Below are 22,407 nucleotides of genomic sequence, written 5' to 3'. Positions count from 1 at the left end.
CCACCGATCGCACCGGCCACCGGGTGCGCCGCCCCTCCCGCGGAGAACACCCGGCCCGAACGGAAGTCCTGCGCGACACACGCACGGGTCGGGGTCAGCCGGCGAGGCCGGCGCGCACCTTCTGTGCCGCTGCGACGAGATTCGTGAGCGACGCCGTGACCTCCTCGGTGCCGCGGGTCTTCAGGCCGCAGTCCGGATTCACCCACAACCGCTCCGCCGGCACGGCCTGCAGTGCCTCGCGCAACGACCCGACGATCTCGTCCTCACTCGGCACGCGCGGCGAGTGGATGTCGTACACGCCCGGACCCACCCCGAGGGCGAACCCGACCGCGTTGAGGTCGTCGAGCACCTCCATGTGCGAGCGGGCCGCCTCGATCGAAGTGACGTCGGCGTCGAGTTCGGCGATGGCGTCGATGACCTCACCGAACTCCGAATAGCACAGGTGGGTGTGGATCTGCGTCGAATCCGCGACCCCGGATGTGGAGAGGCGGAACGCGCCGACCGCCCACCGCAGGTACTCGGCCTGATCGGCCTTGCGGAGCGGCAGGAGTTCGCGCAGTGCCGGCTCGTCGACCTGGATGATCCGCACCCCCGCGGACTGCAGATCCACGGTCTCGTCGCGGATCGCGAGCGCGATCTGGTCGGCCGTGTCGGCGAGGGGCTGGTCGTCGCGGACGAACGACCACGCGAGGATCGTCACCGGACCGGTGAGCATCCCCTTGACCGGCTTCGACGTCAGTGACTGCGCGTAGGTGATCCAGTCGACGGTCATCGCGTCCGGGCGGGCGACGTCTCCGAACAGGATCGGGGGACGCACGCAGCGGCTTCCGTACGACTGCACCCATCCGTTCTCCGTCGCGAAGAAGCCCTCGAGCTGCTCGGCGAAATACTGGACCATGTCGTTGCGTTCGGGTTCGCCGTGCACCAGCACATCGATGCCCAGCTTCTCCTGCAGGGCGACGACCTCGGCGATCTCGTCGCGCATGCGCTGCACGTACTCGGCACGTTCGATCTCGCCCTTGCGCAGCGCGGCCCGCGCAACCCGGATGCGGGTCGTCTGCGGGTACGAGCCGATCGTGGTGGTGGGCAGCAGCGGCAGGCCGAGCTGCTCCTGCTGGATGTCGCGGCGACGATCGGCGGGTGTGCGGGTGCGGTCCGACGAGATCGCATCGAGACGGGCACGGATCCGGTTGTTGCGCAGCCGCGGATCGGACTCGCGGATCCGTGCGGCTCCCCGGGCGGCGTCGAGTTCGTCCGACACCGCGTCGCGGCCCAGCCGCAGTGCCTTCGACAACGTGACGATCTCGTCGACCTTCTCGACGCCGAACGCGAGCCACGTGCGCAGCGACTCGTCGAGTTCCGACTCGGCTGCGACGGTGTACGGCACGTGCAGCAACGAGCACGAGGACGACACCGCGACGGCGCGGGCCGAACCGAGGAGCGTCGCCAGCCCGGCGAGCGCCCTGTCGAGGTCGGTGCGCCAGACGTTGCGGCCGTCGACGACACCCGCCACGATCAGCTTGTCGACCAGCGCTGGGGTACCGGCGACGTTCGCCGCGCTTCCGGCGACCAGGTCGAGGGCGATACCGTCGATCGCAGTATCGGCGAGTCGCGGCAGCGCCGCACCGAGTTCACCGAAGTACGACGCGACGAGGATCGCCGGCCGCGTCGTTTCGCTCGCCAGCGCGTCGTACACGGTGCCGATCGCGTCGAGCGTCGCATCGTCGAGGTCGCGGACGAGCGCGGGCTCGTCCAGCTGCACCCATTCGACGCCTGCCTCGGCGAGCTGGGTGAGCAGGTCGCGGTACAGGGGGACGAGTTCGCCGACCCGCTCGATCAGCGGCCCCTGCCCGTCGACGGTCTTCGACAGCAGCAGGAACGTCAGGGGGCCGACGACGACGGGACGCGCCGGGATACCCAGTGCCTGGGCTTCGGCGATCTCGCGGAGCACCTTCGAGGCGTCCAGCGCGAATACCGTGTCGGGCCCGATCTCGGGAACGAGGTAGTGGTAGTTCGTGTCGAACCACTTGGTCATCTCGAGCGGTGCGACGTCGTCGTTGCCGCGTGCCGCCGCGAAGTAGCGGTCGAGATCGTCGGCGATGCCCGACACCCGCGCGGGTAGTGCGCCGAGCATCGCGGCGGTGTCGAGGATCTGGTCGTAGTACGAGAATGTGTTGACGGGAACGGAATCGAGGCCGGCGGCGTGCTGCGCGGTCCAGGTGTCGGCGCGGAGGCCGGCGGCGATGGTCTCCAGTTCGGTGCGGTCGATGCGACCTGCCCAGTACGATTCGACGGCCTTCTTCAGTTCGCGGTTCGGTCCGATGCGGGCGGATCCGAGAACGGTGGCGGTGAATGCGGGTGCGGGTTGAGTGGACACTGGTGGTACTCCGTGGTCGGTCGTGGATGGTCCACCGCCCGTCGGGTACACGAAACCTGCTGAGCCCCTTGTTGCTCCGAAATCGGAGGTGTTGCACAGCGGGTCCGCGCGCCCTGTCCTCGAGGCGGCACACCGCCGGACACGGCGTGTCCGGCACAGTGGCAGGTCTTCGGACTCGCAAGCACCCGAACCGATCCGGTTCGAACCTACTGGCCGTCGCTTCCCGGGTTCGCGCCCAGTGCGTGTGACGGCGGTCGTTCCTGCATACCGCTGCGGGACAGTCCCGGATTCTCACCGGGTTCCCTCTCCGCACCCCGGAGTCGGGGTGCGTCGACGCCGACACGATCTTCGGGGCTCCTCACGACCGCTGCGGCGAACCGACTGCACCTGGCAGTATAAGCCCATTCGAGATCGCCGTGTCGCGGCCGTACCCCCAGCCCGCGTGAGCGAGTGGTACACCCGATCGAATCGATCGAGCGAGCGATACGTTCGCTCGGGCCGCGCGGAGCGCGGCCGCCGTCGAGCAGCCGTATCCGGTCCGACACCCGCAGTGCGAGTTCCAGTTCGTGGGCGGACATGATCACCGCCGGGTTCTGATCGTGGGCGAGTCGACGCAGCACGTCGACGAGTGCACCCGCGACGGTACGTCGAGGAACGAGGTGGGGTCGGCGAGAATCAGGTCGGGGCGTCGGATGAGTGCGAACGTGAGAATTCGGGCGCGGCGGGTTGGCTATCGTTGTGGAGTAGCCATATCGACGGAAAGGACCGGCATGGGTGTCAGCTTGGCCAAGGGTGGAAACGTCTCGCTGTCGAAGGAGGCCCCGAATCTCACGGCGGTGACGATCGGCCTCGGATGGGATGTGCGGGCCACCACCGGCAGTGATTTCGACCTCGACGCGAGCGCTCTGATCACCGGCGCGAACGGCAAGGTGTTGTCCGATCAGCATTTCGTCTTCTACAACAACCTGCGGTCGCCGGACGGTTCGGTCGAGCACACGGGCGACAATCTCACCGGCGAGGGCGACGGCGACGACGAGAGCATCAACATCGACCTCGTCGCGACCCCGGCGGAGGTGCAGTCCGTCGTGTTCCCCGTCTCGATCCACGACGCGGATGGTCGTGGCCAGTCGTTCGGACAGGTGCGCAACGCGTTCATCCGGGTGGTCGACCGTGCCACCGACCGGGAACTCGCCCGCTACGACCTGACGGAGGACGCGTCGACCGAGACGGCGATGGTGTTCGGTGAACTGTACCGGCGCGGGAGCGAATGGAAGTTCCGTGCCATCGGGCAGGGCTACGCGTCCGGTCTCGCCGGGATCGCACGCGACTACGGGGTCAACATCGGGTAGTCGCGGGTTCGCCGCGACCGGCACGTCGTCGGTTGCACGTCGGAACCTGGTTCAGCGCACCAGCTTCCATCTGGTGTCGTGGCGGTAGAAGGTAGATCGTTTCAGGGCCCGGGGGTTCGTGACGCCGTCGCGGGTCAGGATCGCCGCGGGCGAGCCGAGTTGCACGGCGCGACCGGTGAGCCAGCGGTATCCGCCGAACCACCTCGGCCGGTCGACGGCGGCGCGCAACCCCGGCATCGTCGCTGTGGGTTCGATGCGGATGCCCGGCACGGTGCCGGAGAACAGGCGGTCGTCGTCGACGTACGCCTCACCGACCAGCGCGCCGTCGTCGCCGCGCACCACGGCGCGGCCGACGAGCGCGACACCGGCGTCGTCGCGGATCAGCGGCAGCGCTTTGGCGTCGCCGTTCAGCGCGACGGTCGCGGCCTTCGACCCGGTACGGAGGCCGTAGGCCTCGGTGGCCGGTGTCCGCTTCTCCGGGACGTACGCCAGCTCGACGTCCTCGAGCCGTTCGAGGCGCATCAGCCGGGTGAGGACCGCCGCGAACGCCGCGTCGTCGCCCACCACGATCAGCCGGGGATCCTCCAGCGACTCGGTGTGGGCGACGACGTCCTCGAGGTCGGCTTTCTCCGGAACGGTGGGGGCCGGCAGTGTGGTCACGGGAGTCAGTGCCAGCGGCAGAGGGACGTCACCGCAGCGGAGCACTACCGGGGTCAACAGATCTCCTCGTGGTCGGAGCCGGACGGCCATCGGACAGGCGTCCACTCTAGTCCGTCGCGCATCCGCTCGTCGGATGCACGCCCATTGTCGGGTCCGGTGCGTAGCGGACGTCGGACGGGTGCCGTGGACCGGGGTGGGCTAGACTGTCACCCCGGCTGCTGCCCGGTCGGGCAGGACCTGTAGGCGAGACCGCCCACACATCGAACACCTGCCTGAGGAGAGCGTGACATGCCGGCAATCGTCCTGATCGGCGCCCAATGGGGCGACGAGGGCAAAGGCAAAGCTACCGATCTACTCGGCGGGCGGCTGCAGTGGGTCGTGCGCTATCAGGGTGGCAACAACGCGGGGCACACCGTGGTGCTGCCGAACGGTGACAAGTTCGCGCTCCACCTGATCCCGTCCGGCATCCTCACGCCCGGGGTCAAGAACGTCATCGGCAACGGCGTCGTCGTCGATCCCGGCGTCCTCATCGACGAGCTCGGCGGGCTCGAGGAGCGGGGCGTCGACACCTCGCAGCTGTTGCTCTCGGCCGATGCGCACCTGATCATGCCGTACCACGTGGCCATCGACAAGGTCACCGAACGCTTTCTCGGCGCCAAGAAGATCGGCACCACCGGGCGCGGCATCGGTCCCTGCTATCAGGACAAGATCGCGCGTGTGGGTGTCCGTGCCGCCGACGTTCTCGACGAGAAGATCTTCACCCAGAAGGTCGAGGCCGCACTGGAATTCAAGAACCAGGTGTTGGCGAAGATCTACAACCGCAAGGCTCTCGAGCCGCAGCAGGTGGTCGACGAGGTGCTGACGCAGGCCGAGTCGTTCAAGCATCGGATCTCCGACACCCGCCTCGAACTGAACGCCGCACTCGAACGCGGCGAGACCGTACTGCTCGAGGGGTCGCAGGGCACGCTGCTCGACGTCGACCACGGCACCTACCCGTACGTGACGTCGTCGAATCCGACGGCCGGCGGTGCGGCGGTCGGTTCCGGTATCGGACCCACCCGGATCACGACGGTGCTCGGCATCCTCAAGGCCTACACGACCCGTGTCGGTTCGGGCCCCTTCCCCTCCGAGCTGTTCGACAGCCACGGCGAGTACCTCGCGAAGCAGGGCGGTGAGGTCGGTGTGACCACCGGCCGTGCCCGTCGCACCGGTTGGTTCGACGCGGTGATCGCCCGCTACGCGACGCGCGTCAACGGCATCACCGACTACTTCCTCACCAAGCTGGATGTGCTGTCGAGCCTCGACACCATCCCGATCTGCGTGGCCTACGAGGTCGACGGCGTGCGGGTCGACGACATGCCGATGACGCAGACGGACGTCCACCACGCCAAGCCGATCTACGAGGAGATGCCGGGCTGGTGGGAGGACATCTCGCACTGCCGCACCTTCGAGGAACTCCCGAAGAACGCGCAGGCCTACGTGCTGCGTCTCGAGGAGCTCTCCGGCGCTCACATCTCGTGCATCGGTGTCGGGCCGGGCCGCGACGAGACGATCGTGCGCCGCGACATCGTCCGCTGATCGGCACCGATCCGATCGTCGCCTGCGGTGAACCCGGCGCTCACGTCGGGTTCACCGCCGGTTGACCGCGCACCGGCACCCTCTCCCCCGGAACCGTCACCGCGTCCGAGGAGAGCCTTCGTGTATCTGTCCCGCCGAACCCTGTTGCGTTCCACCGCAGTCGGGTTGCTCGCCATCCCGGCCGCTGCGTGTTCGTCGGGAGGCGGCGCAGGCAACGCGTCGGCGTCGCCGACACTCGTGCGTGACCGTCCGGTCCTCACGCACGGTGTCGCGGCGGGCGACGTCCGCCGCGACGGCGCACTGATCTGGGCGCGGGCCGACCGGCCCGCCACCCTCGTGGTCGAGACCGCAGCCACCGAGTCGTTCACGAACCCGGTCCGGCACGTGGGCGGACTGCTCACCCCCGACACCGACGGCACCGGACGGTTGCGTCTGACCGGTCTGCCGTCGGGGGAGCGGGTGTTCTACCGGGTCACCCTCGAGGGCGACGACGGTGCGGTCTCCGACTCGGCGACCGGGGTGTTCCGCACCGCGCCCGACGCGCCCGCAGACATCCGACTGCAGTGGTCGGGCGACACCGCCGGCCAGGGATTCGGTATCAACCCGGATGTGGGCGGAATGACGGTGTTCGCCACGATGGCCGCGCGCGACCCGCACCTGTTCGTGCACTCGGGCGACGTCGTGTACGCGGACGGTCCGCTCGACGAGACGGTGACGTTGCCCGACGGGCGGATCTGGCGCAACACGGTGACCGAGGCCAAGTCCGCGGTCGCGCAGACACTCGACCAGTATCGCGGGCAGTACGCCTACAACCTCTCCGACGAGAACTACCGACGCTTCAACGCGTCGGTCGCGCAGATCGTGCAGTGGGACGACCACGAGACCGTCAACAACTGGTACGCGGGAGAGATCCTCGACCTCGAGCAGTACACGGAGAAGAACGTCGACGTGCTCGCCGCGCGGGCGTTCCGGGCGTTCCACGAATGGAACCCGCTCGATCCCCGCGAGGCCGTCGACGGACGGGTGTACCGGGCGATCCCGTACGGGCCGCTGCTGGACGTGTTCGTGCTCGACATGCGCACCTACAAGGACGCCAACGGCACCAACACCGGTGCGGCAGGGCAGGTCCTCGGCGCGGAGCAGACCCGCTGGCTGATCGACTCCCTCGCCGAGTCCACCGCGACGTGGAAGATCATCGCCGCAGACCTCCCGCTCGGACTGGTCGTCCCCGACGGCGACACCGCATTCGAAGGGGTCGCGAACGGGGACGGTGGACAACCGTCCGGGCGGGAGAACGAGATCGCGCGGGTGCTGTCCGCGATCAAGGCGCGCGGGATCACCGGAACCGTGTGGCTCACCGCCGATGTGCATTACACCGCCGCGCATCATTACGCACCGGAACGCGCCGCCTTCACGGATTTCGACGAGTTCTGGGAGTTCGTCTCCGGCCCGCTGAACGCCGGCGGGTTCGGTCCCAACGACCTCGACGGCACCTTCGGTCCGGAGGCGGTGTTCGTGCACGCACCACCGGAGAGCAACTCGTCGCCGCTGGACGGATACCAGCACTTCGGCGAGGTCCACATCGACGGGAACACCCGTGAGATGCGAGTGGACCTGCTCGATGCCGCCGGAACGGTCCTGTTCACCCAGGTGTTGCCACCGCCGCAGTGAACGACGCCGACTGGACTGAACGGAAGGGTCCAGTGTGGGCGATACTGGACCGGTGATGATTCGTGCGATCGGAGCTGCACCGCTGGTCCGGGACCTCGGCAACTGGCAGGAGACCGGCGACGTCCGGCCCACCTATCGGGCACTGGCCGACGGCATCCGGTTGCTCGTCCACGACGGACGCGTCCCGCAGGGGGTTGCGCTACCGAGCGAACGCGAACTCGCAGCGGCCCTGTCCCTGAGCCGCACCACGGTCACGTCGGCGTACGCGGCGCTGCGCGACGAGGGGTACCTGCACAGTCGCCGGGGCGCCCGCAGCACCGTTGCCCTGCCCCCGCGCCGCACCCGCATCGCGGCGCGCGGGGGAGCGGCGTCGATCGGTGAGACGATCGATCTGAGCAACGCGGCGTTGCCGGCGCCCGCCTCCGAGATCGAGGCCGCCTACGAACGGGCGCTGGGTTCGATGTCGGTGTACCTGACCTCGCACGGCATGGAACCGATCGGTGTGGTCGCGCTGCGCGAGGTGATCGCCCACCGCTACACCGACCGGGGTCTGCCCACGTCCCCCGACCAGATCATGGTGACCTCGGGTGCGCAGCACGCGATGCGGCTGCTGCTGGGGGTACTCACCGATCCCGGCGACCGGGTGATCGTCGACCACCCGACGTACCCGAACGCGCTCGAAGCGATCCGCCGGCACGGCGCACGCCCGATCCCCGTACCGGTGCGGCCGGAAGCCGGCCCGGCCGGGTGGTGGGATCTCGGGGGTCTCGCCGGCGCCGCCCGGCAGACGTCGGCGCGCACCGCCTTCCTCGTCCCCGACTTCCACAACCCGACGGGTCTGTGCCTCGACGCCGCCGGTCGCGCCGAACTGGCGAGGATCATGGCCGACGCACGCATGACCCTCGTCGTGGACGAGACGATGGTCGACCTGTGGCTCGACGCCCCACCTCCGCCCCCCGTCGCGGCGTTCCCCGCGGGATCGCCGGTGGTGACGATCGGTTCGACCGGAAAGTCGCTGTGGGGTGGGCTGCGGGTCGGCTGGATCCGCGCCGACCGCGACCTGATCACGCGGCTCGCCGGAGCCCGCACCGCCGTCGACCTCGGCACTCCCGTGATGGAACAACTCGCAGCCGCGCACCTGCTCACCGACGTCGACGACCTCCTGGCGCAGCGGCGCGCCCAGCTGCGGTGCCGGCGTGACGCCTTGCGGGCGGCGCTGGACACCCACCTCCCGACGTGGCGATACACGGTCGGGCAGGGAGGGATGTCGCTCTGGGCGCGGATGCCGGAGCCCGTGTCGACGGCGCTGGCGGCGGCGGCACCGTCGCACGGTGTCCGGCTGGCCGCGGGCCCCCGGTTCGGTGTGCAGGGCGCCTTCGAGCGGTTCGTGCGGCTGCCGTTCACGCAACCCGAGGAGACGCTCGACGAGGCGGTCGTCGCGGTCGCCGGAGCCTACGGGCAGGTCGCGGCGTTCACCGACCTCGGGGAACAGGGACTGGTCGTGTGAGCACGGGTCGGCGGTCGGTGCGCGGCGATATCCTCGAGGTGGAACCGTGATCGGATCCGACCGGACGAGAGTCGAGGTCTCTGGTGACCGCGCAGGACCCGCTGCCGACGCAGCGTGACGCCGCACCCGGCGTCATCGCGGAACTCGCCGCGTCCGGGTTCACCGACGCCACCGAGATCGGTCGCGGCGGGTTCGGTGTCGTCTACCGCTGCCGTGAGGGCGCACTCGACCGCACGGTCGCGGTGAAGGTGCTGGCGCCCGACCCGGACACCGACAACCTCGAACGTTTCCTGCGGGAGCAACGCGCGATGGGCAGGTTGTCCGGGCACCCGCACATCGTCAACGTGCTGCAGGTGGGAACGACCGCGTCGGGCCGGCCGTTCCTCGTGATGCAGTACCACCCGCGCGACAGCCTCGACACGCGCATCCGGCGCGGTGGTCCCTTGCCGTGGCGTGACGTGCTCACCGTCGGTGTGAAACTCGCCGGGGCCCTGGAGACCGCGCACCGGCTGGGGATCGCGCACCGCGACGTCAAACCCGCCAACATCCTGCTCACCGACTTCGGGGAGCCGCAGCTGACCGATTTCGGGATCGCCCGTGTGCGAGGAGGATTCGAGACCGCGACCGGCGAGGTGACGGGTTCGCCCGCGTACACCGCACCCGAGGTGCTCTCGGGACGCACCCCCACACCCGCCTCCGACGTGTACAGCCTGGCCGCAACGTTGTTCTGTGCGCTCACCGGGCACGCCGCGTTCGAACGGCGAAGCGGTGAACGGATGGTGTCGCAGTTCGTGCGGGTGACCACCGAACCGATCCCCGACCTGCGTACCGACGGTGTACCGGACGAACTGTGCGCCACCATCGAGGACGCGATGGCGGTGGACCCGGCCTCGCGCCCCGCGACCGCGGCGACGTTCGGCGACCGGTTGCGTGCGGTGCAGGAGGCGCAGGGACTGCCCGTCGACGAACTCGCCGTCGCCGGGGAGACACTGCCCGCGGAAGCGTCCGCGCCGTCAGGCGCGACGGTCGCGGCGCCGGGGTCCGGACACCGCCGTCGGTCCCGGACCCGGTCGACGACACCGCCGGCCCCGGCCACACGCTTCCGGCCGCCGGTGACGTCACGGTGGCTCATCGCCCGCGAACGGTTGCTGCGGCTGCTCGAGACGGAGCGGCGCCCGCGGCTGATCGTCGTGCACGCGCCACCCGGATTCGGCAAGTCGATGCTCGCCCTCGAATGGCAGTACCGACTCACACACGTGCCGGATGTCGCACACGCGCAGGACGGTGTGTCGGTGGCGTGGCTCAACGTCGACCGCGACGACGACAACGTCGTCTGGTTCCTGGCGCACCTCGTCGAGGCCGTTCGTCGGGTGCGGCCCTCGCTCGCCCGCGAACTCGGGCAGGCGCTCGACGACCACGGCGACGAGGCCGAGCGGTACGTGCTGACGTCCCTGATCGACGAGATCCACGCCGAGGGGGAGCGGCTGGTCCTGATCGTCGACGACTGGGATCGGGTGCAGTCACCGGCGACGACCGCCGCGATGGCATATCTGATCGGCAACAGCTGCCACCACCTGCAGGTCATGGTCGTGGGCCGGACTCGGGTGGGCCTGCCGGTCGCGCGGATGCGGGTGCTCGACGAACTCGTCGAGATCGACCACCGCATGCTGGCGTTCGACACGGCGGAGACCGGCGAGTTCCTGCGCGACTACTGCGATCTCGACATCGACGACGATCTCGTCGCGGATCTCGCCGCAGCCACCGACGGTTGGCCCGCTGCACTGCAGCTCGCGGCGGTGTCGTTGCGCGACCACGCCGACCCCGCGCACCTGGCCGCGAACCTGTCCGGCCGACACCGCGGTATCGGTGAATTCCTCACGGAGAACGTGCTGTCGGGTCTGGGCGGCGACGTCGTCGACTTCCTGCTCGCCGCCGCCGTCACCGAACGCACCTGCGGCTCTTTGGCATCCGCGTTGAGTGGGCGTGACCGTGGCCAGGCGATGCTCGAGGACATCGAGGAACGCGACCTGTTCCTGTCTCGTGTCGACGAGGACGGTCGCTGGTTCCGGTTCCAGCCGCTGTTCGCGGAGTTCCTCCGGCAGCGTCTCGAACGGGATTTCCCCGACCGGATACCCGAACTGCACGAGATCGCGTCGCGCTGGTTCGAGCGGCACGGGTCGGTCGGCGAAGCCGTCGACCACGCGCTGGCGGCGGCCGACGACGAACGCGCCGTCGACCTCGTCGAACACGAGGCGTCCACCCTCCTCGCAGGCGGTCACGCGACCACACTCGTCGGATTGGTCGAGAAGCTGCCGCGCAGCGCCGTGGTCGCGCGACCGCGACTGCAGCTGTCGATCGCGTGGGCGAACATCGTCCTGCACAACGCCCGGCGCGGCAGGCGCGCCCTCGACCTGGTCGAGTCCGCGATGGCGACGGGTGCGTTCGTCGGCGAGGATGCAGCCGACATCGCCGTCGAGATCGAGGTCGTGCGGCGGATTCTCGACGTGCGTGCCGACCGCAGCGGCCCCGACGACGGGTTCGTCGACCGGTTGACGGCCCGAGCCCGGACCGTCGGACCGATCGTGGTGTCGTCGGGACTCAACGCCGCCACCTTCGATGCGATCTACCGCGGTGACTTCGCGGAAGCCGATCGGTTGCAGGATCTCGCCGTCCCGTTCCACGAGCGCAATGCCGGCCCCCACAACCTCATGCACGGCAGTGCACTGCGCGGACTCGCCGCGCTCGAACGACTCGACCTCGACACCGCGGGACGCTGCTTCCGGGAGAGCTGGGAGTTCGCGCGCGAAGCGAGCGGTGAGCATTCGTCGGTCGCGTTGCTGGCGGCGTCCGTGCTCGGTGAGTTCCTGTTCGAGCAGGGCGAGATCGACGAGGCGGAACGGCTTCTCGACGACGGTTACGCGGTCGGTGCGGCCGGCGGTGTCGTCGACTTCAAGATCGCACGGTACGTGGTCGGCGCGCGGATCAAGGCGCAGCGCGGTGACCCGGACACCGCGGTCGCGCGACTCGGTGACGGTGCACGTGTCGCCGACGACCTGCAACTGCCGCGTCTGGCCGCGGCGGTCGACAACGAACGCGTCCGACTCGGTCTTCCACGCGACCCGCGGCATCCGGCGGTCGGGTACGGACGGACCGTCCCCGAGAGCGGCCCGCAGCTGCACACCGCGCAACTCGAGGACGACACGGCGATCCGTCTGCTGCTCGCCGATCCCACGCGGGAACACCTCGCCCTCGCCCACCGGTGGGCGAGCGAATGGTCCGCACGGCTCGACGAGCGGGGATTCCTGCACCGGGCGAGGTCCGCCCGAGAACTCGTCACGGCGGCCGAAGAACTCGGTGCGAACCCACCGCACCCCGCGCTCGGCCGGAGGCCGAGATGAGCGGGTCAGGTCCAGAGGGTGGTGATGTCGGTGGCCTCGCCGGCGGGCGGTGCGGGCCGGTCGGTGGGGGTGCGGGAGAACCGCGGGGCCGGAGCGTGCTGGGTGACGCCGTCGAGATCGATCAACGAGCCGCGGGCGGCGATGTGCGCGTTCTCCGGCGCCTCCGCGAACGTGAGGACGGGGGAGACGCACGCGTCGGTGCCCAGGAAGACGGCGGACCATTCGTCGCGGGTCTTCGACAGGAACTTCTCCGTGAACAGTTTTTTCATCTCGGGCCACGACGACCGGTCGTTCTGTGCGGGCAGGTCGGCGGGATCGAGGTCGAGGCCCTTCAGCAGCAGCGCGTAGAACTGCGGTTCGATGGATCCGACGGCCATGTACCTGCCGTCCTTCGTCTCGTACACCTCGTAGTAGGGGGCGCCGGTGTCGAGCATGTTGACGCCGCGCTCGTCCGACCATGCGCCGTGCCCACGGAACGCCCACATCATGTGTGACAGGGCGAGCGCACCGTCGACCATCGCTGCGTCGACGACCTGCCCCTTGCCGGAGACACCGCGCTCGACGAGTGCGGAGAGGATGCCGAAGAGCAGGAACATGGAGCCGCCACCGAAGTCGCCGACCATGTTCAGCGGCGGTACGGGGCGCTCACCCTCGCGCCCGATCGCGTGGAGGACACCGGTGAGGGAGATGTAGTTGATGTCGTGACCGGCGGCGTTCGCGAGCGGTCCGTCCTGCCCCCAACCCGTCATCCGTCCGTAGACGATCCGCGGGTTGCGTTCGAGCACCACGTCGGGGCCCAGACCCATGCGTTCGGTGACTCCGGGGCGGAATCCTTCGATGAGAACGTCGGCGCGCTCGAGCAGCGACAGCACCTTGTCGATGTCGTCGGGGTTCTTCAGGTCGGCTTCGACGATGCGGCGGTTGCGCTGGATCGGGTCGCGGGCACCTTCCGGGGGGATCTGGCCCGGACGTTGGATCGTCACGACGTCGGCGCCGAGGTCGGCGAGCAGGGTCGCGGCGTGCGGTCCGGGACCGAGGCCCTTGAATTCGACGACGCGGATACTCGCGAGCGGACCCTTCTTGTCAACAGCTTCAGCAGACACTCGTCGAACCTCACTCCGGTGCGTAGGGACTTCTCGCCACGGAGACTACCTTAGCGAGCGCTCAGAATATGACCGCTGTCACCGCGGATCACTCCTCGTACAGATCACCCTCACCGAGTCCCGTCGCCTCGAACGCATCGGTCAGGCGCGGATGCCGCACCACCGTCACCACCTGGTCGTCGACCACCCGGAACGCGATGGCCTCGTCGACGGGATTCTGCGGATCCGCCGCCCAGGTGGACCGCTCCTCGACGACGACGATCCCGGCGTGCACGAACATCCGCCCCGGTTCGAGGGTCACGCCGGATGTCGTCGCCCACTCGCGCAGTTCGTCGAGTCCCTGATCGGGATCGTCGTCGTCGGTGGGCAGGACGATGTCGTCGCTCGACAACTCCACGAGCGTGTCGATGTCGTTGCTGTTGACGGCATCGTGCCAGGCCAGGACGGTTGCGATCTCCGAGGTGCTCATGGTGGACAAGCGTAGCGATCCGGGGGCGACACGCACGCGGATGTGACCGGATCGGTTGCCCTTCCGAGCAGTTCAGCGCAGAGTTGACCCATGACGATCAACGGGCAACTGGTGAGCTTCGTACCGAGCACCGATCTCGACGTGTCGGAGATGTTCTACGTCGACACCCTCGGCTTCCGGGCCATCAGCCGCGACGCGTTCGCGCTCGTCATCGACGGTGGTGACGGCGCGGTCGTGCGGATCACGCTCGTGCAGTCCCGCGGCGAGACCGGATACACCGCACTCGGGTGGCGCGTCACCGACCTCGACGCCACCGTCGACCGCCTGCGGGAGCGCGGCGTCGAGTTCGTCCGATACAACGGCATGGACCAGGACGACCACGACGCGTGGACCGCACCCGACGGTCTGCGGGTCGCGTGGTTCCGCGACCCGCACAGCAACGTGTTGTCGCTGATGGGCAGCTGACTGCCGTCAGGCGCCCACGAACGCGGCCCACACGAACCCGGCCAGCAGCACCGCGAACCCACCCATCTCGCCGACGATGAGCGCCGCCATCGCGACACCCGTCCCCTTCACCGGGTGCGCGAACTGGTTGTCGGTGTCGCGCAGTGCCCCGTGCAGGATGTAGCTGCCGATCGCACCGACGAAGAACACCACCGTCACTCCCGCGGCCGTCAGGTTCACCGCCGTCGGCCACGCACTGAACTCCACGAACACCGCGACCAGCAGCGTCGCGAACGCGTACATCAACGCCGACCGGTGCGCGATGTCCACGTACGGATGCGCGAGATGCGTCGGTGACGTCGCCATCTGCCGGTACTTCCACACCCCCAGTCCGAGCGCGAGCAGGAAGATCAGTCCCGCGGCGAGCAGCGTCACCCGTGTGTCGAACCCCACATCCATCGTCACAGTATGGGGCAGGTCGCCGCGGCCGCCGGCGCGGGGTCCGGATCAGCTGCAGCCGCTGGTGTTCCCACACGACGGGCACGCGTGGCACGACCCGGATCGCTGCATCCGCACGCCGCACTGCATGCAGTAGGGTGCGTCCGACTCGTGACCGGCCGCGCCGTTGTGCCCCTGTCGCGTATCGACGGTGACGTGCTCGCCGTTGCCGTGCGCGGCCCGTTCCGGTCCGGTGCGGATCCCCAGTGCCATCCGCTCGTCGGTGTCGAGGTAGTCCACGGCCAGGCGCCGGAAGATGTAGTCCAGGATCGACGTGGCCAGTCGCAGGTCGGGATCGTCGGTGATCCCCGCCGGTTCGAAGCGGGTGCTCGTGAACGCCCGCACGAACGTGTGCAGCGGCACCCCGTACTGGAGGCCGTAGCTGACCGCCATCGAGAACGCATCCATGATTCCCGCCAGTGTCGAACCCTGCTTCGACACCCGCAGGAACATCTCGCCGGGTCGCCCGTCGTCGAACTCGCCGATCGTGACGAACCCTTTGCAGTCCGCGACCCGGAACTCGAAGGTCCGCGAATTGCGGGTCCGCGGGAGGCGTTCGCGCCGCACCACCAGCTGCGTGGGGGGCGCCGCGTCCGCATCCTTGCGTGCCGCGGCGAGCGGCTGGCCGAGTTTGCAGTTGTCGCGGTAGACGGCCACGGCCTTGAGCCCGAGCCGCCACGCGTCGATGTACAGGTCGGCGATGTCGTCGACGGTCGCGGACTCCGGCAGATTCACCGTCTTCGAGATCGCACCCGACAGGAACGGTTGCACCGCCGCCATCATCGTCACGTGCCCGCGGGGCGCGATCGTGTTGTCGCCCATCGAGGTGGCGAACACCGCCACGTCCTCGTCGCGCAGGTGCGGGGCGCCGTCGAGATCGCGATGCACATCGAGGTGGGTGACGATGTCCGCGACCTCCGCGGGTGTGTATCCGAGACGTGACAGTGCCCGGGGCACACTACGATTGGCGATCGACAGGGAGCCACCGCCGACGAGCTTCTTCGTTTTCACCAGCGCCAGATCGGGTTCGATGCCGGTGGTGTCGCAGTCCATGGCCAGGCCGATCGTGCCGGTCGGGGCGAGGACCGTCACCTGACTGTTGCGCACACCGTGCTCGGTGCCGACGCGCACCGCCGCGTCCCACGACTCGCGCGCCGCGGCCAGGATGTCGGCGGGAGCGAGGTCGGCGTCGATGTCGTCGACGGCACCCCGGTGGCGGGCGAGCACCCCGATCATCGGCTCGCGGTTCGCGGCGAACCCGTCGAACGGGCCGAGTCGCTGCGCGAGATACGCGGACACCTCGTAGGCCCGCCCCGTCATCAGCGCGGTGACGGATGCGGCGTAGGCGCGACCGGCATCGCTGTCGTAGGGAAGACCCGATGCCATCAGCAGCGCACCGAGGTTCGCGTATCCGAGACCGAGTTGGCGGAATCTGCGGGAGGTGTCGCCGATGCTGTCGGTCGGGTAGTCCGCACGACCCACGAGAATCTCCTGCGCGGTCAGCATCACCGCCACCGCGTGCCGGAATCCGTCGACGTCGAAGGTTCCGTCCTCACGCAGGAACGAGAGCAGGTTCAGGCTCGCGAGGTTGCACGCCGAATCGTCGAGGTGCATGTATTCGGAACACGGATTGGACCCGTTGATCCGTCCCGACGCCGGTGCCGTGTGCCAGCGGTTGACGGTCGTGTCGAACTGGATGCCCGGATCGGCGCAGTCCCACGCGGCGGAAGCGATGCGGTGCAACAGATCCCGAGCTCCGACGGTCCGTACCACTTCGCCGGTGGTCACCGCCCGCAGCGGCCACGGTGCGTCATCGACGACGGCCTGCATGAACTCGTCGGTGACCCGCACGGAGTTGTTCGCGTTCTGGTACTGCACCGAGTGGATGTCGCTGCCGTCGAGGCTCATGTCGAATCCTGCCGACGCGAGGGCGCGGGCCTTGCGCTCCTCGAGGGCCTTGCAGTCGACGAACTCCTCGATGTCCGGGTGGGCGACGTCGAGAATCACCATCTTGGCGGCCCGTCGGGTCTTGCCCCCGGATTTGATGGCACCGGCCGACGCATCGGCTCCGCGCATGAAACTGACCGGTCCCGACGCGGTTCCACCACCGGAGAGGAGTTCGGCGGACGAACGGATCCGCGAGAGGTTCACGCCGGCACCGGAACCGCCCTTGAAGATCACCGCTTCCTGGCGATACCACTCGAGGATCGAATCGACCGAGTCGTCCACCGACAGGATGAAGCAGGCGCTGGCCTGTTGCGGCGTGTCGGGCACGCCGATGTTGAACCACACGGGGCTGTTGAACGACGCCTTCTGGTGCAGCAGCAGGTGGGTCAGTTCGGCGGCGAACGTCTCGGGGTGATCGAGGTGACCGTCGGCGTCACCCCACGCGGTGATCGTATCGACGATGCGCGCGACCACATCTCGGAGGGAACGTTCGCGGGCCGGAGTGCCGAGTGGGCCCCGGAAGTACTTCTGGGTCACGATGTCGGTGGCGTTCTGCGACCAGAAATCGGGGAACTCGACGTCGGTCTGTTCGAACACGACGTCGCCGCTGCCGTGGTGCACGATCCGGGCGTCGCGGCGCTGCCAGGTCAGTTCCTCCGCGGGATCGACACCGGCAGTGGTGAACCGTCGCGTGTCGGCCCGGGCGGTGCCGAGTTGCTCGTCCGTCGTTCGGGATGCCGCGCCGCTTCGAGGTGCTCTGCTCATCGCTTCCTTCCGGGACCGCGATCGATGGCACATATAGTCCCACCATGGTCTCACCGCGTTCGGTAGTTCCGCTGTCGCCGACGATGCTGCTCCGGTCCGGCTCCGACGGCAACGAGTCGATGGTCACCGGCGTGTCACCCGCAGGTCCCGAGGCGCCGTGAGCGTCGGCGGAGAACTGCTCGTCGGTCTGGTGATCGTCGTCGGTCTGCTCGGCATCATCCTGCCCGTTCTGCCCGGAACACTGCTGATCTTCGGGGCGATCGCGGTGTGGGCCGTGCTCACCGGCGGAGCCACCGCCTGGACGGTTCTCGCGGTCGCGACGGCGGCGCTCGTGGTCACCGGTGTGGTCAAGTACACGTGGCCCGGGAAACGCCTCCAGCAGGTGGGGGTGCCGAACCGGTCTCTGGTGATCGGCGGATTGCTCGGGATCGTCGGATTCTTCGTCGTCCCCGTCGTGGGGCTGGCGATCGGCTTCCTGCTCGGCACGTACCTGTCGGAAGCGCAGCGGCAGCGCACGCACCGCGATGCGTGGACGTCGACGGTGCACGCCACGAAGGCGGTGGGCCTGTCGATCCTCGTCGAGTTGCTCGGGGGCCTGATCGCCGCGGGCGTGTGGCTCGGCGCCGTGCTGTTCGTCGCCTGACGGCGGTGACCGTCGCGGTCGCCGCGGTGTCCGCCCCCCGGAAACGAGCGAGTGGTACACCCGATCGATCAGGTCGATCCGGTGTACCACTCGCTCGGGAAACGCTCGGGAAAGCGGCGTGGACGGCGGGCGTCCGGCCTGGTGTCAGGCCTTGTGGGGCTCCGACGCGCGGAACATGTCGTCGCGCTCGACGACCTTGACGCGCTCGCGGCCCTCGGCCTCGCCGAGACTCCGCTCGTGCGCGTCGAGGCGGTACCAGCCCTGCCACGTGGTGTACGGCAGCTGCTTGGACTCGAGGAACTCCACGATGGCGTCCACACCCGGCTCGGCCGGGGTGTTGAGCCGACCCTCGGCGCGGTCCTCGAGCAGGTTCGCGACCGTCTCGTTCGCATCGCCCTTCGTGTGACCGATCAGGCCCACCGGACCGCGCTTGATCCAGCCCGTGACGTACGTGTGCGGCAGGAACCGGTCGTGGCCTTCGGCGGTCTCGTCGGCGATGACCCGCCCGGCCTCGTTGGGGACGGTCCCGGCCTGATCGTCGAACGGAAGCTGCGAGATGTTCTGCGAGAGGTAGCCGACCGCGCGGTACACGGCCTGCACCTCCCAGTCGTTGAACTTGCCGGTGCCGCGGACGTTGCCGGTGCCGTCGAGCTCGGTGCGTTCGGTGCGCAGACCCACGACCTTGCCGTCCTCCCCGTGCACCTCGGCGGGCGACTCGAAGAAGTGCAGGTACAGCTTGTGCGGGCGGTCGCCCACGTCGCGGATCGCCCAGTCCTGCAGGGTGTTGGCGACCATGTCGACCTGCTTGGAGTTGCGGCGTGCTGCCTCGGATCCCTCGTCGTAGTCGATGTCCTCGGGATCGACGATGACCTCGATGGTCGGGGAGTGGTCGAGTTCGCGCAGCTCCAGCGGCGTGAACTTCGCCTGCGCGGGGCCGCGCCGGCCGAACACGTGCACCTCGAGCGCCTTGTTCTGCTTGAGGCCCTCGTACACGTTCGGTGGGATCTCGGTGGGCAGCAGTTCGTCGCCGGTCTTGGCCAGCACGCGGGCGATGTCGAGCGCGACGTTGCCGACACCGAGGACGGCGACCTTCTCGGCTTCGAGCGGCCAGGTGCGCGGCACGTCGGGGTGGCCGTCGTACCAGGACACGAAGTCGGCGGCGCCGTAGCTGCCGTCGAGGTCGATGCCCGGGATGCCGAGGTCGCGGTCGGCGTTGGCGCCGGTGGAGAAGATCACCGCGTCGTAGAAGCGGTCGAGGTCCTCGAGGGTGATGTCGACGCCGTAGTCGAGGTTGCCGAGCAGACGCACCTGCGGCTTGTCGAGCACCTTGTGCAGCGCGGTGATGATGCCCTTGATACGCGGATGGTCCGGCGCGACGCCGTAGCGGATCAGGCCGAAGGGGGCCGGCATGCGCTCGAACAGGTCGATGCTGACCCCGGGATCCTGCGCGGTATCGGACTTCATGAGCGCATCTGCGGCGTAGATACCGGCGGGGCCGGCACCGACGATCGCGACGCGAAGGGGACGAGTCTGATCGGTCATCAGGGAGTCAACTACCTCTTCGGTGTGCGGACGGACATATCCAGCTTAAATTAAGGTTGCCCTCAGCGGGCGGGCGCAGGGAGCGCGGGGACGGTGTGGGGAAGAGTTCGGGACCGTCGGAGAATCGCATCAGCGACAACACATGTGGGCACACACGCGGCACAGATCGACGGCGAGACGTCGAACGAGCTGCGTGGAGGCCATACGCAATTCCTACCTCACGAGGGTTTATGTGTGCAAATGCGCGCGGGGACGCCGCAGGGTCCGGCGCTACGATCGAGCGCATGGCACAGCGGCGCGACCCCGAACCCGACTCCGACGGCCCCGACCCGGACGGCCCCACCTCCCGGAGCCTCGGACCGTTCGTCGGCGCCGTCGTGGTGGTCGCGGTCCTCGCGGTCCTGGTGGTGGTCGCGCAGGTGTTCGCGCCCGCCGACGACATCGACGACACGGAACTGATCAACAGGACGGTCGGCGACTACGTGCGCGCACACAACGAGAACGACGACGGCATCCTCGCCCGTCTGCGCTGCGACGACCTGAGCGCGGACGACGCACCCCTCGCCGACGTCGGCGAGGTCGACTTCGGCGGCTCCGGCAACGTGATCGTCGACGGCGCCGACGCCACCGTGGACGTCACGGTCACCGTCGACGGCGATCGCACCACCGAGACCTGGCAGGTGACCCGGGTGGGCGACCTGTGGCGGGTCTGCACCGGCTGAGCCCGCTGCCGCCGCCGGTCCGGGCGGCACGTGGCGGAGTCCCGCCTGGAAGACACGCGGACCGCTGTGGAAAGCTGTTCCCGTGAGCTACGCAGGTGATATGACGCCGCAGCAAGCGTGGGAGCTGCTGCAGGCGGATCCGAATGCAGTGCTCGTCGATGTGCGCACCGACGCCGAATGGAAGTACGTGGGGGTCCCCGAGACCACCTCCATCGGTCGGCGCACACTCTTCGTCGAATGGGTCACCTACCCGACCGGTGCACCGAACGAGGATTTCGTCGACGAGCTGACGAAAGCCGGTGTCGACGGCGGACCGGTGATCTTCCTGTGTCGTTCGGGTCAGCGTTCGATCGGTGCTGCCGAGGCGGCGACCGCTGCGGGCCTGACCCCTGCCTACAACGTTCTCGAAGGATTCGAAGGTCCGCTCGATGCCGACGGGCATCGCGGTGGCCAGGGTTGGCGGGCAGTGGGCCTGCCGTGGAGGCAGTCGTGAGTGCAATTCCCCAGGGCGGTGCGTTCGGTAAGCCGCTGCCCGACACCGTTCGCCCCGCCACGCTCGGTGTGCGCGGAGGTGTCCTGCGGTCCGGTTTCGAGGAGACCTCCGAGGCGCTCTACCTCAACTCCGGATTCGTGTACGAATCGGCGGAGGCCGCCGAACAGGCCTTCACCGGCGAGATCGACCATTTCGTGTACTCGAGGTACGGCAACCCCACCGTGACGATGTTCGAGGAGCGGATGCGTCTGCTCGACGGTGCAGAAGGGTGTTTCGCGACCGCGTCGGGCATGTCCGCGGTGTTCACCGCGCTGGCCGCGCTGCTGGGCAAGGGCGACCGGCTCGTCGCCGCCCGCAGCCTGTTCGGTTCGTGCTTCGTGGTGTGCAACGAGATCCTTCCCCGGTGGGGTGTGGAGACCGTCTTCGTCGACGGCGAGGACCTCGACCAGTGGGAGCAGGCGCTGTCGGTGCCCACCACCGCGGTGTTCTTCGAGACGCCGTCGAATCCGATGCAGACCCTCGTCGACGTGCGGCGCGTCTCCGAGATGGCGCACGCCGCGGGCGCGAAGGTGGTGCTGGACAACGTCTTCGCCACCCCGCTGCTGCAGCGCAGCCTCGACCTCGGCGCCGACGTCGTCGTGTACTCCGGAACCAAGCACATCGACGGGCAGGGCCGCGTCCTCGGCGGCGCGATCCTCGGCCCGCAGGACTACATCGACGGGCCGGTCAAGAACCTGATCCGGCACACCGGCCCCTCGTTGAGCCCGTTCAACGCGTGGACCCTCCTCAAGGGACTCGAGACGATGCCGGTGCGCCTGAAGCACGCCGTGGCCACCACGCAGCGTCTCGCCGAGTTCCTCGAGGCGAGCGACCAGGTGAAGTGGGTCAAGTACCCCTACCTCGAGTCGCATCCGCAGCACGAGTTGGCCCGGTCGCAGATGAGCGGCGGCGGCACCATCATCACGTTCGAACTCGACGCGCCCGACGGCGGCGGCAAGAAGCGGGCATTCGAGCTGCTGAACAAGCTGTGCATCGTCGACATCTCCAACAACCTCGGCGACTCGAAGTCCCTCGTCACGCACCCCGCCACCACCACGCACCGCGCGATGGGCCCGGAGGGGCGCGCCGCGATCGGCCTGTCCGACGGCGTCGTCCGCCTGTCGGTGGGCCTCGAGGATCCCGAGGATCTGCTCGAAGACTTCGAGCAGGCCCTTTCCTGATCGATACCCCCGCCGAGCGTG

The 22,407-nt window shown here is 68.8% G+C and carries 17 protein-coding genes and 1 riboswitch; of the genes, 10 read left to right on the top strand and 7 right to left on the bottom strand.

The features are described 5' to 3' along the window. Positions 1 to 94: 94 nt before the first annotated feature. Entirely contained in the window at positions 95 to 2,377 is a 2,283-nt protein-coding gene (gene metE / locus LDQ05_RS15650) for a 5-methyltetrahydropteroyltriglutamate--homocysteine S-methyltransferase (protein ID WP_226437878.1), read from the bottom strand. Between the two features lie 144 nt (positions 2,378 to 2,521). Then, positions 2,522 to 2,727, bottom strand: a riboswitch (cobalamin riboswitch). Between the two features lie 420 nt (positions 2,728 to 3,147). Here metE and LDQ05_RS15645 point away from each other — a divergent pair. Then, entirely contained in the window at positions 3,148 to 3,726 is a 579-nt protein-coding gene (locus tag LDQ05_RS15645) for a TerD family protein (RefSeq protein WP_226437877.1), read from the top strand. Between the two features lie 51 nt (positions 3,727 to 3,777). On the opposite strand, the gene LDQ05_RS15640 is transcribed toward LDQ05_RS15645, so the two are convergent. Further along, positions 3,778 to 4,431: a hypothetical protein gene (locus tag LDQ05_RS15640; RefSeq protein WP_226437879.1), complete on the bottom strand. Its 654-nt coding sequence runs from the start codon at positions 4,429 to 4,431 to the stop codon at positions 3,778 to 3,780. A gap of 243 nt (positions 4,432 to 4,674) precedes the next feature. On the opposite strand from LDQ05_RS15640, the gene LDQ05_RS15635 reads away from it, so the two are divergent. The 4 genes from LDQ05_RS15635 (at position 4,675) to LDQ05_RS15620 (ending at position 12,540) form a co-directional block, all read left to right on the top strand. Further along, complete coding sequence (locus tag LDQ05_RS15635) at positions 4,675 to 5,964, top strand: adenylosuccinate synthase (RefSeq protein WP_226437876.1); 1,290 nt, start codon at positions 4,675 to 4,677, stop codon at positions 5,962 to 5,964. 120 nt (positions 5,965 to 6,084) lie between these two features. Further along, positions 6,085 to 7,635 (top strand): alkaline phosphatase D family protein, encoded by a 1,551-nt coding sequence (locus LDQ05_RS15630; RefSeq protein WP_226437875.1) that lies wholly within the window; start codon positions 6,085 to 6,087, stop codon positions 7,633 to 7,635. 52 nt (positions 7,636 to 7,687) lie between these two features. After that, positions 7,688 to 9,142, top strand: a complete 1,455-nt coding sequence (gene yczR / locus LDQ05_RS15625) for a MocR-like transcription factor YczR (RefSeq protein ID WP_226437874.1) — start codon at positions 7,688 to 7,690, stop codon at positions 9,140 to 9,142. Between the two features lie 83 nt (positions 9,143 to 9,225). Continuing rightward, positions 9,226 to 12,540 carry a serine/threonine-protein kinase gene (locus LDQ05_RS15620; RefSeq protein ID WP_226437873.1) on the top strand — a complete coding sequence of 1,105 codons (3,315 nt, stop codon included), beginning with the start codon at positions 9,226 to 9,228 and terminating at the stop codon, positions 12,538 to 12,540. Between the two features lie 5 nt (positions 12,541 to 12,545). Here the strand turns inward: LDQ05_RS15620 and LDQ05_RS15615 are convergent, their stop codons facing one another. After that, positions 12,546 to 13,643: a CaiB/BaiF CoA transferase family protein gene (locus tag LDQ05_RS15615; RefSeq protein ID WP_226437872.1), complete on the bottom strand. Its 1,098-nt coding sequence runs from the start codon at positions 13,641 to 13,643 to the stop codon at positions 12,546 to 12,548. An 88-nt stretch (positions 13,644 to 13,731) separates the two neighbouring features. After that, entirely contained in the window at positions 13,732 to 14,112 is a 381-nt protein-coding gene (locus LDQ05_RS15610; RefSeq protein ID WP_226437871.1) for a nuclear transport factor 2 family protein, read from the bottom strand. Positions 14,113 to 14,202: 90 nt separating this feature from the next. Here LDQ05_RS15610 and LDQ05_RS15605 point away from each other — a divergent pair, with 90 nt between their 5' ends. Further along, a complete protein-coding gene (locus LDQ05_RS15605) occupies positions 14,203 to 14,577 on the top strand; it encodes a VOC family protein (RefSeq protein ID WP_226437870.1) in 375 nt (124 codons plus the stop codon). Between the two features lie 6 nt (positions 14,578 to 14,583). Here the strand turns inward: LDQ05_RS15605 and LDQ05_RS15600 are convergent, their stop codons facing one another. Together LDQ05_RS15600 and LDQ05_RS15595 are read right to left on the bottom strand one after the other, a co-directional pair. After that, positions 14,584 to 15,015: a hypothetical protein gene (locus LDQ05_RS15600; protein ID WP_226437869.1), complete on the bottom strand. Its 432-nt coding sequence runs from the start codon at positions 15,013 to 15,015 to the stop codon at positions 14,584 to 14,586. 48 nt (positions 15,016 to 15,063) lie between these two features. Continuing rightward, positions 15,064 to 17,766, bottom strand: a complete 2,703-nt coding sequence (locus tag LDQ05_RS15595; protein ID WP_226437868.1) for a vitamin B12-dependent ribonucleotide reductase — start codon at positions 17,764 to 17,766, stop codon at positions 15,064 to 15,066. 157 nt (positions 17,767 to 17,923) lie between these two features. Between LDQ05_RS15595 and LDQ05_RS15590 the strand changes: the two genes are divergently transcribed. Then, entirely contained in the window at positions 17,924 to 18,409 is a 486-nt protein-coding gene (locus tag LDQ05_RS15590) for a DUF456 domain-containing protein (protein WP_226437867.1), read from the top strand. A 144-nt stretch (positions 18,410 to 18,553) separates the two neighbouring features. On the opposite strand, the gene LDQ05_RS15585 is transcribed toward LDQ05_RS15590, so the two are convergent. Beyond that, positions 18,554 to 19,951, bottom strand: coding sequence for an FAD-dependent oxidoreductase (locus tag LDQ05_RS15585; protein WP_226437866.1), 1,398 nt, complete (start codon positions 19,949 to 19,951; stop codon positions 18,554 to 18,556). A 284-nt stretch (positions 19,952 to 20,235) separates the two neighbouring features. On the opposite strand from LDQ05_RS15585, the gene LDQ05_RS15580 reads away from it, so the two are divergent. From LDQ05_RS15580 to LDQ05_RS15570, 3 genes are all read left to right on the top strand, one after another. Next, positions 20,236 to 20,673 (top strand): Rv0361 family membrane protein, encoded by a 438-nt coding sequence (locus LDQ05_RS15580; RefSeq protein WP_226437865.1) that lies wholly within the window; start codon positions 20,236 to 20,238, stop codon positions 20,671 to 20,673. A gap of 82 nt (positions 20,674 to 20,755) precedes the next feature. Next, positions 20,756 to 21,166: a rhodanese-like domain-containing protein gene (locus LDQ05_RS15575; RefSeq protein WP_226437864.1), complete on the top strand. Its 411-nt coding sequence runs from the start codon at positions 20,756 to 20,758 to the stop codon at positions 21,164 to 21,166. Beyond that, entirely contained in the window at positions 21,163 to 22,386 is a 1,224-nt protein-coding gene (locus LDQ05_RS15570; RefSeq protein WP_226437863.1) for an O-succinylhomoserine sulfhydrylase, read from the top strand. The genes LDQ05_RS15575 and LDQ05_RS15570 overlap by 4 nt, the downstream gene beginning before the upstream one ends. Positions 22,387 to 22,407: the final 21 nt, after the last annotated feature.

Source organism: Rhodococcus yananensis (genome assembly GCF_020515525.1).
Lineage (GTDB): Bacteria > Actinomycetota > Actinomycetes > Mycobacteriales > Mycobacteriaceae > Rhodococcus > Rhodococcus yananensis.
Note: the sequence above shows the minus strand (reverse complement) of the source record. Positions and strands in the feature narration are given on the sequence as shown.

Bases quoted from the DNA above. Each gene is read 5' to 3' on its own strand.
- LDQ05_RS15645 (WP_226437877.1), top strand. From the start codon at position 3,148: ATGGGTGTCAGCTTGGCCAAGGGTGGAAACGTCTCGCTGTCGAAGGAG.
- LDQ05_RS15635 (WP_226437876.1), top strand. From the start codon at position 4,675: ATGCCGGCAATCGTCCTGATCGGCGCCCAATGGGGCGACGAGGGCAAA.
- LDQ05_RS15610 (WP_226437871.1), bottom strand. From the start codon at position 14,112: ATGAGCACCTCGGAGATCGCAACCGTCCTGGCCTGGCACGATGCCGTC.
- LDQ05_RS15605 (WP_226437870.1), top strand. From the start codon at position 14,203: ATGACGATCAACGGGCAACTGGTGAGCTTCGTACCGAGCACCGATCTC.
- LDQ05_RS15600 (WP_226437869.1), bottom strand. From the start codon at position 15,015: ATGGATGTGGGGTTCGACACACGGGTGACGCTGCTCGCCGCGGGACTG.
- LDQ05_RS15595 (WP_226437868.1), bottom strand. From the start codon at position 17,766: ATGAGCAGAGCACCTCGAAGCGGCGCGGCATCCCGAACGACGGACGAG.
- LDQ05_RS15585 (WP_226437866.1), bottom strand. From the start codon at position 19,951: ATGACCGATCAGACTCGTCCCCTTCGCGTCGCGATCGTCGGTGCCGGC.
- LDQ05_RS15580 (WP_226437865.1), top strand. From the start codon at position 20,236: ATGGCACAGCGGCGCGACCCCGAACCCGACTCCGACGGCCCCGACCCG.